Origin of the sequence: Pontibacillus salipaludis (assembly GCF_014642405.1) — a bacterium.
Lineage (GTDB): Bacteria > Bacillota > Bacilli > Bacillales > BH030062 > Pontibacillus > Pontibacillus salipaludis.
Genome location: NZ_BMIN01000002.1, coordinates 58,648 through 76,991 on the forward strand (window position 1 = coordinate 58,648; position 18,344 = coordinate 76,991).

The following is an 18,344-nucleotide window of genomic DNA, read 5'->3' on the forward strand; positions in this document are numbered from 1 at the left end:
ACCTTCCTTTCTATTCTTTCGTCAACATCCGTCCAATAACGAGACGCTGAATCTCGTTCGTGCCTTCATAGATTTGTGTGATCTTCGCGTCACGCATGTAGCGCTCGACCGGATAATCTTTCGTATACCCATAGCCTCCGTAAACTTGCACCGCTTCAACGGTAATACGCATGGCTGCGTCCCCTGCAAACAGTTTCGACATCGCGGACGCTTTCCCGTAAGGCTTTCCTTCTGATTCAAGCCAAGCAGCCTGGTACGTAAGAAGTCTCGCTGCTTCTACGTCTGTTGCCATATCAGCTAGTTTGAAAGAAATCCCCTGGTTCTGGGCAATTGGCTTTCCGAACTGTTCTCGTTCTTTTGCGTAACCAACGGATGCATCAAGCGCTCCTTGCGCAATTCCAAGTGCTTGCGCGGCAATGCCATTACGCCCACCATCTAGCGTCGTCATCGCAATCTTGAATCCTTCCCCTTCAGCTCCAAGCATATTTTTCGCAGGAACTTTACACTCTTCAAAAATTAATTCTGTTGTAGGCGAGGAACGAATGCCTAACTTTTTCTCCTTCTTACCGAAAGTAAATCCAGGCGTACCTTTCTCGACGATAAAGGCACTAATCCCTCTGTGTTTTGCGTCTACATCCGTTTTAGCGAACACGATATACGTATCAGCAACACCACCGTTTGTAATCCATACCTTGCTTCCGTTTAACACATAATGGTCTCCGTCTTTTTTCGCTGTCGTACGCATGGATGCAACATCAGATCCTGCCCCTGGTTCAGAGAGGGCATAGGCGCCAAGCTTCTCTCCTCGCGCTAGTTCGGCTAAGTATGTTTTCTTCTGTTCTTCGTTTCCGTATTTAAATAACGGCCAGCTTGCAAGGGAAATGTGGGCGGAGAGCGTTACTCCTGTTGAAGCACAGACGCGTGAGAGTTCTTCTACCGCAATCACATAGCTGACGTAATCAGATCCAATCCCTCCGTATTCCTCTGGCCAAGGAATCCCCGTGAGTCCAAGCTCTGCCATCTTATCGAAAATCTCACGGTCAAAACGTTCCTCTTCATCTCGCTCCGCTGCTGTCGGTTCCACTTCGTTCTTCGCGAAATCACGAACCATTTTACGAAGCATTTCTTGTTCTTCTGTTAATTGAAAATTCATCCTCGTTCCCCCTCCGTTACTTAGCTAGTAAATGTTTGCTAATCACCATACGCTGAATCTCGTTGGTGCCTTCGTAAATCTCACATACTTTCGCATCGCGGAATAAGCGCTCCACGTCGTAATCTTCTGTATATCCATAACCTCCATGAATTTGGACGGCTTCAATGCTTGCTTCCATTGCTGCACTTGAAGCGTAGCGTTTGGCCATAGAAGCCTCTTTGCCACAAGCAATGCCCATCGATCTAAGAGATGCGGCATGATAGGTTAATAGTTTGGAAGCCTCAAGAGATGTTGCCATATCAGCCAATTTAAATGAAACACCTTGTTGCTGTGCGATCGGTTTGCCAAATTGCTCGCGCTCTTTTGCATAGGCAACAGATTGTTCAACCGCTGCTTCTAAAATGCCGAGAGATTGAGCAGCAATGCCGATGCGTCCTACATCGAGGTTGGCCATGGCAATCTTAAACCCTTCTCCCTCTTCCCCTAAAAGCTGACTCTCGGGAATGCGGCACTGGTCGAAATTAAGCTGCACTGTACCTGACCCGTGCATGCCCATCTTCTTTTCTTTCTTACCGACTTCAAATCCAGGTGTTCCTCGCTCTACGATGAAAGCTGAAATTCCCTTGGACCCAGCTTCAGGATCAGTTCTTGCGAATACGATAAATGTGTTGGCATCCGTTCCGTTTGTGATAAACACTTTGGAACCATTCAGCACGTAGTAATCGCCGTCTTTCTTGGCTCGCGTGCGAAGTCCACCGGCATCAGAACCTGCCCCTGGTTCTGTTAAAGCGAAGGCGCCGATGTATTCTCCGCTTGCAAGCTTTGGAATATAGGTTTTCTTTTGCTCTTCTGTTCCAAAATAAAGAATCGGATTGGTCCCGACTGACGTGTGGACGGACAATATGACACCAACCGATCCACTTACCCGGGACAGTTCATGAATGGCAATAATATAAGAAGTAAAATCCATTCCTGCACCGCCATATTGCTCAGGTATCGGAACCCCCATCAACCCGAGTTCTCCCATTTTCTCAATGAGTTCTGTCGAGAAACGATCTTCTCGTTCCATTCGCTCCACAGCAGGAGCCACTTCACGTTCGGCAAAGTCACGGACCATTTTGCGCATCATTTCTTGTTCTTCTGTAAATTGTAGGTTCATGATTTAACCTCCTAGCTGTACTGATAAAACCCTCGTCCGGACTTCTTGCCAAGCCATCCTGCTTTCACATACTGACGAAGCAGCGGACATGGCCGGTATTTGCTGTCGCCGAATCCTTCATGAAGTACTTCCATAATATATAAGCACGTATCAAGGCCGATAAAATCAGCGAGCGTAAGCGGACCCATCGGATGATTCATGCCAAGCTTCATCACATCATCAACCGCTTCAGGTGTGGCCACGCCTTCATACACGGTATAAATCGCTTCGTTTATCATCGGCATTAACACGCGATTTGAGACAAAGCCTGGGAAGTCATTGACCTCTACAGGTGTTTTGCTTAACTGCTTCGTAATTGTCTCAATCGCTTCATAGGTTTCATCACTTGTTTGCAGTGCTCGAATAATTTCAACAAGCTTCATCACGGGGACAGGGTTCATAAAGTGCATCCCAATAACTTGAGATGGCCGCTCTGTGACTGCGGCGATTTCAGTAATCGGTAAAGAAGATGTGTTAGAAGCTAAGATGGCATGAGATGGTGCATGTTTATCTAGTGTTTGAAACACATTCGTTTTCACGTCCATATTCTCTACTACCGCTTCGATCACAAGGTCACAGTCATAGCTATCTTCTAGCTTTGTTGTTGTTTGCAGACGCTCTAAAGTGGCTGATGCTTCCCCTTCAGATATCCGTTCTTTCTCAACTGCTCGGGAGAGTCGCTTCTCGATCCCGCTTCTTCCTTTCTGAAGAGCGTCTTCAGAAAGGTCGTTCAATTTCACTTGAAACCCAGCCTGCGCAAAGACCTGGGCGATGCCGGCTCCCATTTGACCGGCTCCAATAACCATCATCGTTTTCACATTCATACCTCGTGTCCTCCCCCGTCTTACTGTTTCGGTACCTCAATCATGATGGCATCGCCTTGGCCACCACCGCTACAAATTGCCGCAATACCCGTTCCGCCTCCCCGACGCTTCAGTTCATACATAAGGGTTAAAATAATGCGCGCTCCACTCGCTCCAATCGGGTGACCTAAAGCTACAGCACCACCATTTACGTTTACTTTCTCTTCATCTAATCCAGCAATTTTCCCACTCGCAAGGGACACAGCAGCAAAGGCTTCATTCACTTCAAATAGATCAATCTCATCAATGGACTTGCCTGTTTTCTCCAAAATAGCATTGATGACGCGTCCCGGTGTTTCCGGGAAGTCTTTTGCTTCAACTGCCACTTCTGCGTGACCGATCACCGTAGCAAGTGGTGTGTACCCGTTCTCGTTTGCATACTCATCTGACATGAGAAGCATGGCACCAGCCCCATCATTCACACCAGGTGCGTTTCCTGCTGTGATCGTTCCGGTTGGATCAAATACAGGACGCAATTTCGCTAGAGCCTCAACGGACGTATCTTTACGAGGAGCTTCATCCTGGTCGACAACAACCGGGTCGCCTTTACGCTGTGGAACTTCAACTTTAGTAATTTCTTCAGCCATCTTGCCTTCTTCCATGGCTTTAACAGCTCTTTGATGAGAGCGATAAGCCCATTCATCCTGCGCTTCACGGCTCACCTCGTACTTCGTTGCTGTATTGTTGCCGTAGTTCCCCATATGAACGCCCTCGAATGAACAAGTCAGACCATCATGCACCATCATATCTTTCACTTGCTGGTCACCCATCCGGAAGCCCCAACGTGCTTTCGGTAGGAAATACGGTGCGTTCGACATGCTTTCCATACCTCCGGCCACAATAACCTGTTCATCTCCTAAGCGAATGAGTTGGTCGCCAAGCGTTACAGAGCGCATACCAGATGCACATACCTTATTAATGGTTTCTGTCTTTACTTCCCACGGAATGCCAGCGTGTCGAGCAGCCTGACGAGACGGAATCTGCCCTTGCCCACCTTGAAGAACCGTTCCCATAATCACTTCGCCCACGTCTTCTGGTTTAAAATTCGCTCGCTCTAGTGTCGCCTTAATCGCCGTACCACCAAGTTGTGAGGCTGTTAATGAACTAATCGATCCTCCCAATTTTCCAAAAGGTGTTCTTGCTCCTGCTACAATCACTGTCTTCGCCATACTTTATTCCTCCCTCTTTTTGATAACGCTTTCAAAATTCCCAACAACTTTTCTTCATTCGACAATGGAGTCCCACCTTGACTGAACGCTCGTTCAACATACACTCATAAATAAACGGAACAGGCCTCCAACTACCATGAACCTGACCCTAATGAACCGCTAACCAAGGCTTACTATGAACAGAATGAGGAGGCGTCCAGTTCAATGGACGCCACACATCCTTTATAGTCACTCTATTTCGACAATTAAGCCGTTTGTTCCTCTTTTTCTGAACCAAAAATGGAACGAGCTAAGATTTCTGCCACATCTTCTGTTGATACATCTTCTTCTACTTCTTTCGCTTTTGTTCCGTCACTAAGCATCGTTAAGCAGAACGGACAACCACTAGAGATCGTCGTTGGTTCTACTTTCAGCGCCTGTTCTGTTCTGGCTACATTCACGCGGTTTCCTGTCTTCTCTTCTGACCACATTAGACCTCCACCGGCCCCGCAACACATACCATTTTGGCGATTTCGCTGCATTTCAACGACCTCAACTCCCGGAATTTGCTTCAGGATATCACGAGGTGGTTCGTACACTTCGTTATAACGACCAAGGTAACAAGAATCATGGTACGTAATCTTTTCTTTTACTTCGTGACTCGGCTGTAAGCGACCTTCTTTCACAAGTTCTGCTAATAGTTCTGTATGATGGTACACTTCGGCTTCAAAACCAAAGTCCGGATACTCATTTTTGAATACGTTATAAGCGTGCGGATCGATCGTAACGATCTTCTTCACTTCTGCTTTCTCAAATTCTTTAATGTTCTTCTCAGCAAGGTCCTGGAATAAGAATTCGTTTCCTAGACGGCGGGCTGTATCCCCTGAGTTTCGCTCTTTGTTACCGAGTATAGCGAATTTCACACCCGCTTCATTTAACAAGCGAGCAAATGACATCGCAATTTTTTGTGAGCGATTATCGTAAGAGCCCATTGAACTTACCCAGAACAGATACTCAAATTCTTCTCCGTCTTTTTGAAGCTCCTTCACTGTAGGGATGCGAACAGATTCGTTCTCTTTCTTCCAGTTTTCGCGCTCTTTCTTAGAAAGTCCCCATGGGTTCCCCTGGCGCTCAATGTTCATCATTGCACGTTGAGCATCTTGATCCATCTTACCTTCCGTTAGTACAAGATAACGACGAAGGTCGATAATCTTATCAACGTGTTCATTCATAACCGGACACTGATCTTCACAGTTACGACACGTCGTACAAGCCCAGATCTCTTCTTCTGTAATGACATCACCGATTAGGCTTGATGTTTCAACATTCTCTAAGCTTGCCGCTGTTTCATTCTGAGAAGCTTTCGCCATTTGAGCCAACTGATTCCCGTCTGTGTTCGAGAATGCATAAGTCGGTACCCAAGGTGACTGACCTGTTACGGCAGCTCCTTTTTCTGTTAGGTGATCACGTAGTTTAATGATTAAATCCATCGGGCTCAGCATCTTCCCTGTCCCTGTTGCAGGACAAGCATTTGTACAACGGCCACACTCTACACAAGCATATAGATCAATCATTTGCAGATAAGTAAAGTCTTCAATCTTGCCCGCTCCAAAGGTGACTTCTTCTTCATCTTCCCCTTCGATGTCGAAGTCGATCTTCTCAAGCTTCCCAGCACGTTTGTCCTTCGCCATGAACACGTTCACCGGTCCTGCGAGTAAGTGAGCGTGCTTGGATTGCGGTACGTAAACAAGGAATGTAAGTAAAATCAATAAGTGGACCCACCAGGAGATAAAGAATATGGCGGCAGCTGCCGTTTCGCCAATCCAGCTAAATAGGAAGGCAATGCCTGAAGCGACTGGCTCTGACCATGTTAACTCTTCCCCGTGCCAGATAATCTCCATCCCATTACCAAGTAACACAGAAACCATTAATGTTCCGATAAAGATTAGAACCAGACCAGCTTTTAAGCCACGTTTCAGACGAACGAGCTTCTCGATGTAACGACGATAAAACGCCCACACCACCGCTGTAATAATGGTTAAGGTCACAAGTTCCTGGAAGAATGTAAAGCCAGGATAAAGCGGTCCAAGCGGCAAATGACCTTCTTCACTAAGACCTTTAATAATAAAGTCAATGGCACCAAATTGAACTAAAATAAATCCATAAAACATCATGACGTGAATAGCGCCTGATTTCTTATCTTTTAACAACTTCTTCTGTCCGAACACGTAGACCATAATATCCTTGAGACGTTCTGTTAATTGCAGGTCAAAGTCCATTTTCTTGCCAAGTTGAATGTAGGCAATGCGCGTTCTAACAACTCGTACAAACAAATACAAACCGTAAGCGGTTACAATTAAGAACATAATCCAATTTAACAACAGTAAATCCATTCACTGCGCCCCCTTTGTTTATATGCGTGTTTCCTTTTTCCTTCTCCTAACCCCTTAAAAACGAAAACAACAAAAATATTCTGACATCTATATCTTTATATTACAGAATGAATGAACATTCAGTCAACATCTTTCCATCTTATTTATGTTCAATTTTATATAATTCAGGGAAAGATAAAAGTATGCTTACATATCTGAAAGCCTTGAAAGGAGCTTCTCTCCGTTTATGATCTTTATATATATTATTGTAGCTATTCTTTTATTAATCGGTTTGCTATTATTGGATTTCTCTTTAGGTAAAAAAAATCACCGAAAAAACGTACGCTTTCTCGATTTTGAAAGCACTACAGGTGATTATCAAATATACACCGCCGGAGATCCTTTGTTTGAAGACCTCTTCCAAGATCTAAGACACGCTAAAAAGAAGATTGATATGATGTTCTTTATCATTAAGACCGATGAAATCAGCCGGGAACTATTGGAGATTTTAAAGCAAAAGGCAGAAGAAGGTCTTCAAGTTCGATTACTCCTTGATCGGATTGGCAGCTATCGCATTAATTCCAAAGTCATTAAGGAATTAAATCAATCAGGGGTCGAGTTTGCCTTTAGCGAAAAGCCAAAATTTCCGTATTTCTTCTACCGCTCACAACGAAGAAATCACCGCAAGATTACGATTATTGATGGTGATGTAGGGTACATAGGAGGATTTAATGTCGGGCGTGAATATTTAGGCAAGGATGCTGAACTTGGCAACTGGCGAGATTACCACCTTCGATTACTCGGAGATATTGTACAGCACCTTCAATCTACTTTTTTCGATGACTGGTACCTAGCGACGGGGCATCATGATGAAGAGCCTGTCCCTACTGAAACTGAAGGAGAGAAATGGATTGAAATTGCCGCAACAGATGGTGTACAGCTTGAAGATGTCTTTGAAAGCTTAATCTGTCAGGCGAAAGAGGAAGTATTTATTGGTACGCCTTATTTCATTCCGAGTGAACGTTTGTTTAAATGCCTGACTGATGCTTTAGAGCGCGGTGTGAATGTAAAAGTGATTGTGCCTATGAAGGCCGATCACCCGCTTGTGAAAGAAGCAGGTCTTCCTTATATGATGCGCCTCATCGATGCAGGTGGCGAGGTGTATATGTTTGATCAGGGTTTCTATCACGCAAAAGTGGTTATTGTGGATCAACAGTTATGTGATATCGGAACAGCGAACTTTGACCGCAGAAGTCTGTTCTTAAATAAAGAAGTCAACACGATTATTCATAACCCGCGTTTTGTGATGGATTTGCGCTTGGCCTTTTTAAAAGATGTACAAGACAGCGAACCTCTCAACGATCATTTGATCCAACTCTTTACCATTCGAACTAAAATTAAAATAGGAATCGCTCGCTTTTTCCGCCCCCTACTATAAGAAAGGATGACATTCATGCGCATACGCTTTGGATTTGTTTCCCACACGCTGTCTCTGTGGGAGGCGGTCCCTGCTAAGACTTTAACATTTAAACGCTATTCAGCCATGACTAAAGAGGAGCGCAAAGATAAACTTTTAGAGGTTACAGCTAAAAATTTATACCATACGAAGCGTGCACTCTGGTTTAGCAGAGCAGCTGAAATCCCGCTTTACCGATTCTCCTCATCCATCGTCCCCTTGGCTACTCATCCTGAAGTAGCATGGGATTTCGTCACCCCTTTTAAAAAAGATTGGAAAGAGATTGGTGATATTGTAAGAGCAAGTGGTCAGCGGATTAGCTTTCACCCGAATCAGTTTACGGTATTTACAAGTGACAAACCACACGTCACCGAAAATGCTGTAACCGACATGGTGTACCACTATAAAATGCTTGAAGCGATGGGTCTTGAGGAAGAAGGGTTTATTAATATCCATATCGGTGGAGCCTACGGGGATAAAACGTCTGCTTTAGAGCGATTCCATCAAAATATATATGAGATGCCAGATGAAGTTCGTAAACGGATGACGATTGAAAATGATGATAAAACGTATACGACCTCGGAGACGCTCGAAGCTGCCGAGCAAGCTGGACTTCCTGTTATGTTTGACTATCACCATGAAATGGCGAATCCAGGCAAGGAGAATTACGAATCTCTCCTCCCTCGTTTGTTTCAGACCTGGTCAGGTACTGGCTATCCGCCTAAAGTTCACATATCTTCACCTAAATCAACTGAGAAGTACCGGGCTCATGCGGACTTCGTTGATCCAGAATATGCACTTCCGTTTTTAAAAGCGTGCAAGAAAGAGACAGACGTTCTTGATGTGATGATTGAAGCAAAAGAAAAAGATCGCGCCCTCCTCCAGATTATAGAAGATCTGAGTGCGATCCGTGGCGTGAAACGTGTACGTGGTGGTGAGATCGAGTTTTGATTATTTGAACCAAGATTCGATTAATGGACTTACCTGCTCATAGGCTTTAAAGCCCAGGTAAATCCCTACAATGCCTGTTACACCTGCTAAGGCCGGTGGCGCTGGTATGGGCAGTTTAAAAAGAGCAAATATGAAGCCAACTAAAAATCCTGTAATAATGGAAAGAAAGATTACTTTCATAACGACGTGCCCCTTTGTTGTTATAAGTTGGTTTTAGTATAGTCTTTTTTCCAGTTCGTTATCAAGATGATTTGTGCATCGTTGTCTCTATTAAAAGCTTTGTTATAGCCGAGACACTTTATTTGATTTTAGGCCGTTCGCGTTTATTGAGAGCTAGGGGGTCTGGGGAACGACTCGCTTTCCGCAGGCGAGCTGTCGAGCCTCCCGTGGGAAAAAGAGCCGGTCTAGTTCCCACAGGAAAGCGAGCGGTCTCCAGGCCCACCTTACACTCAATTAAAGCAAACGGAAACATTCTCTCAGCTTCGAGCCTTCATAAGGGGCTTATATAGATTAAATGAAATTCAATAATAAATACTAACAGAGCCATATTAAAAAAAGGGATCTTCTCCATGAAGATCCCTTTTTTCCGTACACTTACATTCTTTCTGGAGCGGATACTCCAATTAGTTTCAGTGCGTTTTCGATTGTTTGGCGAGTTGCTTCCATAAGCGCCATACGTGCTTGTGTGCGTTCTACTTGTTCTGTATCTAACACTTTCTCTGCGTTGTAGAAGCTGTGTAAGTCAGATGCTAAGTCGAACACATACTGCGTCACGCGGTGTGGCATGCGCTTCTCAGCAGAATCAGCCACTAGTTGTGGGAAGTCGCCAAGACGCTTCAATAGCGCTTCTTCTTTTTCTGAAGAAAGATGTGTGCCATCGATTTCTTGAGTGAATTCGAAGCCTTTCTCTTTCGCAGAACGAAGCATGCTGCAAATACGTGCGTGCGCATACTGAACGTAATAAACTGGGTTATCGTTTGACTCAGATTTCGCTAAGTCCATATCAAAATCAAGGTGAGAATCACTAGAGCGCATGCTGAAGAAATAACGCATTGCGTCGATTCCGACTTCATCCATTAGTTCACGTAGAGTGACAGCTTTCCCTGTACGCTTACTCATTTTCACTTTTTCACCGTCTTGGAACAAGTTCACCATTTGAATGATTTCCACTTCAAGTGTACCCTCATCATTCCCAAGAGCTTGGATCGCTGCTTTCATACGAGGGATGTAGCCATGGTGGTCTGCTCCCCAAATGTTAATGAGTGTTTCGTAGCCACGCTCTAATTTATTTTGGTGATAAGCGATGTCTGGAGTCAGGTACGTGTAGCTGCCGTCATTTTTAATAAGAACGCGGTCTTTATCATCACCAAAGTCTGTTGTGCGGAACCATGTTGCTCCGTCTTGTTCGTAAACATAGCCTTTTTCCTTTAACGTTTCAACGGCTTGTTGGACTTTTCCAGAATCGTATAGAGATGTTTCAGAGAACCACTCATCGAACGGAACGCGGTACATCGCTAAGTCGTCTTCGATTTTCTTCAGTTCATATTTCAACCCGTATTCGCGGAAGAACTTCAGACGCTCATCTTCTGATGTGTGCTTCCACTTGTCGCCATATTCCTCTACAAGGCTGTTACCAAGCTCGATAATATCTTTCCCGTTGTACCCGTCTTCAGGCATTGGGAAATCTTCGCCAAGCGCTTGCATGTAGCGGGCTTCCATGGATGTAGCCAGGTTGTTGATCTGGTTACCGGCGTCGTTAATATAGTATTCGCGAGTCACATTGTATCCTGCTTTGTCTAGGATGTTGCAAAGCGCATCCCCTACAGAGGCACCACGCGCGTGGCCAAGGTGTAGATCACCTGTTGGGTTTGCGGATACAAACTCTACTTGAATCTTGTGGCCGTTTCCAACCTGACTAGAACCATAGCTTTCGCCTGCTTTCAGGATGGTTGGGACAAGGTCTGTTAGGTACTGATTGTCCATAAAGAAGTTAATGAAACCAGGACCTGCAATCTCCATTTGTTTAATCGATGCTTTCGATTGGTCAAAATTCGCCACAATATCTTCTGCAATCTGACGTGGCGCTTTACGTGCAACACGAGCTAGCTGCATCGCCATGTTCGTCGCATAGTCGCCGTGACTCTTATCTTTCGGCGTTTCTAACACAACAGGGGGTAATTCACTTTCACTTGCTAATTCGGCTTTCAATACGGCTTGAATAATCTCATTCTTTAACTTTTGTTCCGTTTGTTCAACAATATTCATGATTGGCCCTCCTCTTTAAATCGTAAGGATAAACGATGACGTTGTTTCTGTTGTCCGTTCACTTCTAAGTCGTAATTTATTTTCAGCATGCCCTTCAAGACGTCATTAGATTCTTCGAAGGATATCGTTTTCGTTGTGGTTTGCAGGTGAAACTTTCCGTACTGATGATGATACACACTTTCCGTACTTTGTTTCTCACGGAATACCTGATTCATTCGTATAGGACCCGTCCGACGAATGATGACTTTGTCCGGATGAATCGTTACAAGGTTGTCCACTTTCGCCTCATCCTCTGTCTTCTCTGTGAAACGAATAATGTGAGCATCCCCTTTCTGAACATAATCCCCGGGCTCGTCTACAACAATGTTTTGCTTCTGATCCTCATCTTTAATCTCAGTCTCTAGTCGAACACGTACAAGAGTACGATCCTCCGCCATCATACGTCACCTCTTCTTTCTAACCAGTCGTCAATCCCGATCTTCTTAACTTAACCATTATAAGAATTCCAGACGAAAAACTCAATAGATGATTACTAGAAAAGCGCAGGCGGGGTGGTCAAGGGCGTACGGATAAGCAAGCTACCGTAGGTCTGCGCAGCAGACTGGAGGTAGATTGCTTATCACGCTAGCCCTTCCCCGCCGGAGCTAGATCCAGAAAAGCGCAAGGGGGCGGAGTCTGGACACTTTTATTGTGCGTCTCGACACTTTTGGCGCGCATTTAGACACTTTTGTCTTTTGTCCGGACACTCTTAGCGCTCGTTCCGACTCTTTCGGCTCTCGTCCGGACTCTTCAACCTCTCATCCAGACACTCCTCCCCTCATCCGGACACTATCCGCCCACGTTCCGACACTTTCCCCCAGCTTCCCGACGCTCTCCCCCACAAGGAAACTGTTCAATAAAAAAAGACCCGGCATCAGCGAGTCTTTCACAGTAAAATTTTCCAATTATAACTTCTTCAATTCACTTAACGGAATTCTAGCGAACAGATAATGCCCCTGTCGGATAAAGGCTTGGTGAGATTTTGTAAGAAGTTCTTTATCTTTCTTCGCTTTACCTAAGTAATAATTCTGGAACGGGCTTCGGTCTTCAATCGGTTCGAGTATGTTGATCGCGGTTTGACGATCACCTTTAGCGATCGCTAAGTGAGCTTGTTCAGATCGATCATTCGTTGTAATTCCTTCATAAATTCCATTTAAAGCTGAAACGAAAGGAATGTTATGATTTTTTATACTTTCAAGATAGCGGGTGTCACCCGCCTCTTCGGCAATACGCAATGATTCATTTACATGATACATCGCTTGTTGATAGCTATCGAGTGCATAACTAATAGCCAAAAGGTTATGAACAAAGGCTTTCTTTCTCTGATTAAATGTCTTATTCAATACTTTGAAAGCGTATTTTCGACCTAACAGCAGTTCGTTCTTGGAGAAGTGGTAAACGAAAAAGGCTTCATCCAGCCGCTCCTCATAACAAAGGAACAAAAAGGAATCACGAACCTGTGACATTTCCTCTGTAATCGCTTCTACATCGTTCCCCATCTTGCCATATTGGTTTAAATCTACATGAGCATACAATTTTAAGAACAGCATAATAACGTGAATCTCTTTACTAAGTGGTTTGATTCGGGCTAGCTCCATCAGTATTTCATTGGGGTCATTATAATGTGTCTTTCGTTCTAATACGATTCTGTAAACCTGTCCCCACTGCTGATTCAAAGGGTTCGAGCTGGCTTCGTTGATCTTTATTAGCTTCCCGCAGTCCTCATGAGCCCCTATAATATACAAGAACTCTAAGCCTTTACGCTGGTTTTCTTCACTTTGCGACGTTAAACAAAAATGCGTCATGTATTCTAGCACTTGGGCTCTATCATACTGACGCGACAGGATTTTATATACAGCAAAAATCGGCGCCTCTTCCGGCTTTTGAAAAGGGCTAATAATGGCTTCAACATTTATACTCTCATCCACATCTCCACTTCCTTTATCGGCGTCTACCTCAGCTGTTGCCTTACGAACGTTTGCACAAAAACCATTTTTTCACAAATCGAACAGACTATCAAGAAAAAAGCGCGCTTTACTACTGTACAGTATAACTGCGTGCCAGACACCCTTTATTGCGGTGAAGTGAAGCAGGGTGTCTGGCACGCTTTAGTTGGGTAAAGTTGTGAGTGTGAAAAATCCCCTTCTCTTGTTAGGGAAGGGGATTTGGTTTTTTATTTGGTCCATCCGAGGAGGATTTCGCGAATCATTTTGCTTGCTGTGATTTGGGTTTGTTCAGATGGGTCATAGGCTGGTGCGACTTCTACAAGGTCTGCGCCGATTACATTGATGTCTGAATCTGCAATCATGTGAATGGCTTCTAGCAGCTCCTTCGAAGAAATGCCTCCTGCTTCTGCGGTTCCTGTTCCTGGTGCATAGGCTGGGTCGAGTACGTCGATATCAATCGTTACATATACATCTCGGCCTGCAAGCGTCGGGATGACTTTCTTTAAAGGCTCCACAACATCGAACTTTGCCATATGCATACCGCTTTCTTTTGCATACTGGAATTCTTCACGCATGCCTGAGCGAATCCCAAATGAATAGACATTCTCAGGACCTATCAAATTACAAATCTTTCGCACAGGAGTCGAATGGGATAGAGCTTCTCCTTCGTATTCTTCACGAAGATCCGCATGAGCATCAATGTGGATCAAAGCCATATCGTTGTACTTTTTGTGAACGGCTTGAATGATTGGCCATGTTACTAGGTGCTCTCCGCCCATACCGAGCGGGAATTTCCCTTGATCAAGAATCTTCGTTACATAATCCTGAATCATATCCAGGCTACGTTGTGGATTTCCAAAAGGCAATGGAATATCGCCAGCATCAAAGTACGTGACCTCTTCTAGGTGCTTATCGACATAGGGGCTATATTCTTCTAGACCAAGCGATGCTTCGCGGATTCGGTTCGGTCCGAAGCGAGAACCTGGGCGAAAGCTAACCGTCCAGTCCATTGGCATTCCATATAAAATAACGTCCGACTCTTCCACTGTTGGTCGGCTCATAATAAATACTTTACCTGAATAGGCTTCATCAAAGCGCATCGTATCTCCCCTTTATTTCGTTAAGTCTTGGACGAACTTCGGAAGCACAAAGGCCGCTTTGTGAAGCTCTTTTGTATAATATTTTGTATCGATTTCGTGGAAGCGCTCTTCACTCACTTCTAGCGGGTCGTGTGTTTTACTTCCTATTGTAAACGTCCATAATCCGCTTGGGTACGTAGGAATATTAGCCGTATATAGACGAGTAATCGGGAAGATTTCACGTACATCACCCATAACCTGCTGAATTAAGTCAGCTTTAAACCAAGGGTTGTCCGTTTGTGCAACAAAGATTCCGTCTTCTTTTAATGCATTCGAAATGCCTGAGTAGAATCCTTTCGTGAACAAGTTCACCGCAGGTCCAACTGGTTCTGTTGAATCTACCATAATGACGTCATAAGCACCTTCACTCTTTGCAATGTGCATAAAACCGTCATCCACTTTCACTTCCACACGAGGATCATCAAGCGCGCCTGCGATCGAAGGAAGGTACTGTTTAGAGTACTCGATGACTTTCCCATCAATCTCTACAAGCGTTGCTTTCTCAACACTTGGGTGCTTCAATACTTCACGAATGACTCCGCCGTCGCCTCCACCTACAACCAAAACGTGCTTCGGATTTGGGTGAGTAAATAATGGGACGTGTGCCACCATTTCGTGATAGACGAACTCATCTCGTTCCGTTGTCATCACCATATCATCAAGGGTTAGCATATTGCCCCACTCTTCTGTCTCTAGCATTGCTAAATCTTGAAATTCCGTCTGTTCTGTATGATGTGTTTTATTAATCTTCGCTGTAATGCCGAAGTTTTCTGTTTGCTTCTCTGTATACCAAATACTCATGTATTCATACTCCCTTCGCGAATCGCGTTGTCTTTTTTTATTAAAGTTCGATTATCAAAATGTCCCTAACATTATACCATTCGATGCGTTTTCCAGTTGTACCTTCTTCATTTATCTTGCACGGATGAAAACCTTTCAAACAATCAAATTATAGAGAAGCCCAGGAAAAAATCAAGTCTTTTTTACCCTGTCTTTCAAGCCAATGTTTAAAACGGCCTCCCCTAACCCATACTGATTGTAATAATAGGTTCGTCTATTTATAAGGGGAGATCGTTCCATGAAACTACGAATACCTCAAATTCTATTTGAAAATAAACCATTAAAGTGGATTAGTCTAACGACTGCATCTCTTATTACGCTTTTTGTTACAAGTTTAATAGGAGTTCTTTTGTATTGCTATATCGCAGGGCCTCCACCATTGAATAATGAGCAGAATACGATTTTTTACGCCCAGGATAAGCGTATTATTGGAGAAGAGCATGGCGGGGAGAATCGCTATTGGGTTGAGCTTGAGGAAATGAGTCCTGCTTTTATCCAAGCCACCCTTTTAACAGAAGATAAACGTTTTTACGATCACTTCGGATTTGACGTAAAACGAATTGTAGCAGCTGTCATTCAGGATATAAAAGCCATGGCGAAGGTTCAAGGAGCCAGCACCATTACACAGCAATATGCCAGGAATTTGTACTTATCACATGAAAAAACATGGACGCGTAAGATTAAGGAAGCACTTTATGCAGCCCGTTTAGAAATGTTTTATGAGAAAGATAAGATCTTAGAAGGATACTTAAACACCATTTACTATGGTCACGGGGCTTACGGTATTGAAGCTGCTAGTCGGTATTATTTTGACAAACACGCTGATGAAATTACTTTAGCCGAGGCCGCCCTTCTTACATCCATTCCTAAGGGGCCTTCTTACTATTCTCCATATGCAAATCTTGAGAATGCAAAAGCAAGACAGTCTTTGATTTTACACAATATGAAAGAGAACAACGTGATAACTGAAGATCAATATGTGACGGCTTCACAACAATCGATTAAGTTAGCTCCTCAATCCGAGACGGTTGTGGCTCAGGTGGCTCCTTACTTCCAGGATCGCGTTATGCAAGAGGCGTCGAGAATACTTGAGCTAGACGCTGAGTCGATTCGATCTGGGGGATTTCATATATACACAAGCTTGAAAATTCCGATGCAGGAAGAATTAGAGAAGACGGTTGAAGAAAAAATAGATCCTAAATCAGACATTCAAATCGGCGCGGTCAGTATTCATCCAGAAACAGGTGGGATTCTTGCAATGGTCGGGGGGCGGTCTTACACGGAAAGTCCTTATAACCGTGCCGTGCAAGCCAAGCGGATGCCTGGGTCTACTTTCAAACCATTCCTCTACTATGCAGCGCTAGAGAATGGTTACACACCTGCCACAACCTTATTAAGTAAACCGACATACTTTGAATTAGAAGATGGATCCGTTTATGAACCAAGTAATTATATGGGTTACTACGCCTATGAGCCTATTACGTTAGCTCAGGCCATTGCCCTTTCGGATAATGTGTACGCGGTTAAAACAAATGTTTTCCTTGGTGAAGAGACACTCGTTGAGACAGCAAAACGTATGGGGATCTCGAGTGATCTCCCAGCTGTCCCTTCTCTCGCACTCGGTACTGCTTCTGTTTCTGTGCAAGAAATGGTCGGAGCTTACAGCGTGTTCGCCAATGGTGGCGCTGAAGTGAAGCCACATACCATCGAGAAGATCACGGACGCTTATGGACATGTTGTTTATGAACGTAAAAAAGGAAAAGAAAAGCAAGTAATCGACAGGGATAAAGCGTTTGTGTTATCTCATCTAATGACTGGCATGTTTGATGAATCACTAAATGATTATATGACGGTAACAGGTTCTTCAATAGCGGACCAATTAACGCGTACGTATGCTGGAAAGTCAGGAACGACCAACACAGATAGTTGGATGATTGGGTTCAGTCCTCAAGTAGCAACAGGGATTTGGACAGGATACGATGAGAATAAACCAATCACAAAGATTGTTGACCACCAGTACGCCAAAGAGATATGGGCTTCGTATATGGAATCGGTCCACAAAGATCGTCCATACAAGACCTTCTCTCCTACAGATGATGTAGTCGGTGTGTATATTGATCCAGATAGTGGTCAGTTAGCTACTCCGTATTGCCCTCATCAACGACTCGCTTATTTTGAGAAAGGGTCTGAGCCAACGACGTATTGTGAACACCACTTCCCAGGGGATTCTCCTGAAGGAAGATTACCGAATCCGCCAGACTCTGAAAAAGAGAAAGAAAAGAAGAGTTGGCTTTACGATTTATTCTTTTAATATTGCTCTATTGAAACTGAGCTAGAGATGTTTTGCGGTAGATGGACAGAGGTTTCCGTCAGCTTTAATGGAGCGTAAGGTGGGCCTGGAAATCACTCGCTTTCCGTGGGCGAGCTGTCGAGCCTCCTCGGGAAAACCACCCTGCGGGGTCTCGTCGACCTCTTTCTCCCACAGGAGTCTCGCAATTTCCAGGCCCACCTTTTCCATATTAGGGTGAACGGAAACAAGTCATATGAGGAAAAAGATTACTTGGTGTGACCGTGGGGCCGTTAACCTAATTAACGTAAGGGCTTGCTCGGGGACTGCGAGACTCCCGCGGGAAAAGGAGCCTATCCAGTTCCGGAGTGGAGGACCTAGCGAGATAAGTCAGCTTTTTTACAAAGGCTGATCGCCTTTTCCAAAAAGCTGACTTATCCGTACGGTCCTAGGCACCACTCCTGCACTTTAAATCTAGGGAAGACCCCACAGAGAGCGCAAGCGAACGAGGAGACTTCCCAGCTCCCCGCAGGAAAGCGAGTTGTCCCCGAGCAAGTCCAGGCACTCATCAAACGTAACGGCCCCTTCCAGCTAAGATATCTTAGCTTCGAGCCTTCTCCATAATGGAGCTTATGTATAGTAAAATCAAAACCAACTATTAGAAGTTCCTGAAATATAGAAAAAGGT

14 protein-coding genes are annotated in these 18,344 nt (G+C 44.4%); 3 read left to right on the top strand and 11 right to left on the bottom strand.

Annotated features, from left to right (window positions below; translation table 11 throughout):
* Positions 1 to 10: 10 nt before the first annotated feature.
* The 5 genes from IEW76_RS02505 to IEW76_RS02525 form a co-directional block, all read right to left on the bottom strand.
* A complete protein-coding gene (locus tag IEW76_RS02505) occupies positions 11 to 1,153 on the bottom strand; it encodes an acyl-CoA dehydrogenase (RefSeq protein ID WP_188650612.1) in 1,143 nt (380 codons plus the stop codon).
* 16 nt (positions 1,154 to 1,169) lie between these two features.
* Complete coding sequence (locus IEW76_RS02510; protein ID WP_188650614.1) at positions 1,170 to 2,312, bottom strand: acyl-CoA dehydrogenase; 1,143 nt, start codon at positions 2,310 to 2,312, stop codon at positions 1,170 to 1,172.
* Between the two features lie 11 nt (positions 2,313 to 2,323).
* The gene (locus IEW76_RS02515) at positions 2,324 to 3,175 is read right to left on the bottom strand and encodes a 3-hydroxybutyryl-CoA dehydrogenase (RefSeq protein WP_188650616.1); all 852 of its coding nucleotides are present in this window, start codon (positions 3,173 to 3,175) and stop codon (positions 2,324 to 2,326) included.
* Positions 3,176 to 3,195: 20 nt separating this feature from the next.
* The gene (locus IEW76_RS02520; protein ID WP_188650618.1) at positions 3,196 to 4,383 is read right to left on the bottom strand and encodes an acetyl-CoA C-acetyltransferase; all 1,188 of its coding nucleotides are present in this window, start codon (positions 4,381 to 4,383) and stop codon (positions 3,196 to 3,198) included.
* Between the two features lie 245 nt (positions 4,384 to 4,628).
* On the bottom strand, positions 4,629 to 6,755 hold the full coding sequence (locus IEW76_RS02525) for a (Fe-S)-binding protein (RefSeq protein WP_188650621.1): 2,127 nt from the start codon (positions 6,753 to 6,755) through the stop codon (positions 4,629 to 4,631).
* Positions 6,756 to 6,981: 226 nt separating this feature from the next.
* Between IEW76_RS02525 and cls the strand changes: the two genes are divergently transcribed.
* Together cls and uvsE are read left to right on the top strand one after the other, a co-directional pair.
* Entirely contained in the window at positions 6,982 to 8,172 is a 1,191-nt protein-coding gene (gene cls / locus IEW76_RS02530; protein ID WP_188650623.1) for a cardiolipin synthase, read from the top strand.
* 15 nt (positions 8,173 to 8,187) lie between these two features.
* On the top strand, positions 8,188 to 9,141 hold the full coding sequence (gene uvsE, locus IEW76_RS02535; protein WP_188650624.1) for a UV DNA damage repair endonuclease UvsE: 954 nt from the start codon (positions 8,188 to 8,190) through the stop codon (positions 9,139 to 9,141).
* Here the strand turns inward: uvsE and IEW76_RS02540 are convergent, their stop codons facing one another.
* The 6 genes from IEW76_RS02540 to speE all read right to left on the bottom strand — a co-directional run bounded on the left by IEW76_RS02540 (position 9,142) and on the right by speE (position 15,331).
* Positions 9,142 to 9,321 carry a XapX domain-containing protein gene (locus tag IEW76_RS02540; RefSeq protein ID WP_188650626.1) on the bottom strand — a complete coding sequence of 60 codons (180 nt, stop codon included), beginning with the start codon at positions 9,319 to 9,321 and terminating at the stop codon, positions 9,142 to 9,144. It abuts the gene before it with no gap.
* Between the two features lie 414 nt (positions 9,322 to 9,735).
* Positions 9,736 to 11,406: an arginine--tRNA ligase gene (argS, locus tag IEW76_RS02545; protein ID WP_188650629.1), complete on the bottom strand. Its 1,671-nt coding sequence runs from the start codon at positions 11,404 to 11,406 to the stop codon at positions 9,736 to 9,738.
* Positions 11,403 to 11,846 (bottom strand): YwiB family protein, encoded by a 444-nt coding sequence (locus IEW76_RS02550; protein ID WP_188650631.1) that lies wholly within the window; start codon positions 11,844 to 11,846, stop codon positions 11,403 to 11,405. The genes argS and IEW76_RS02550 overlap by 4 nt, the downstream gene beginning before the upstream one ends.
* Positions 11,847 to 12,350: 504 nt before the next feature.
* Positions 12,351 to 13,373 (bottom strand): AimR family lysis-lysogeny pheromone receptor, encoded by a 1,023-nt coding sequence (locus IEW76_RS02555; protein ID WP_188650632.1) that lies wholly within the window; start codon positions 13,371 to 13,373, stop codon positions 12,351 to 12,353.
* 245 nt (positions 13,374 to 13,618) lie between these two features.
* The gene (speB, locus tag IEW76_RS02560) at positions 13,619 to 14,491 is read right to left on the bottom strand and encodes an agmatinase (RefSeq protein ID WP_188650634.1); all 873 of its coding nucleotides are present in this window, start codon (positions 14,489 to 14,491) and stop codon (positions 13,619 to 13,621) included.
* A 12-nt stretch (positions 14,492 to 14,503) separates the two neighbouring features.
* Positions 14,504 to 15,331, bottom strand: a complete 828-nt coding sequence (speE, locus tag IEW76_RS02565; RefSeq protein ID WP_188650636.1) for a polyamine aminopropyltransferase — start codon at positions 15,329 to 15,331, stop codon at positions 14,504 to 14,506.
* A gap of 277 nt (positions 15,332 to 15,608) precedes the next feature.
* On the opposite strand from speE, the gene IEW76_RS02570 reads away from it, so the two are divergent.
* Positions 15,609 to 17,681 carry a transglycosylase domain-containing protein gene (locus tag IEW76_RS02570; protein WP_188650638.1) on the top strand — a complete coding sequence of 691 codons (2,073 nt, stop codon included), beginning with the start codon at positions 15,609 to 15,611 and terminating at the stop codon, positions 17,679 to 17,681.
* The last annotated feature ends 663 nt before the right edge of the window (positions 17,682 to 18,344 follow it).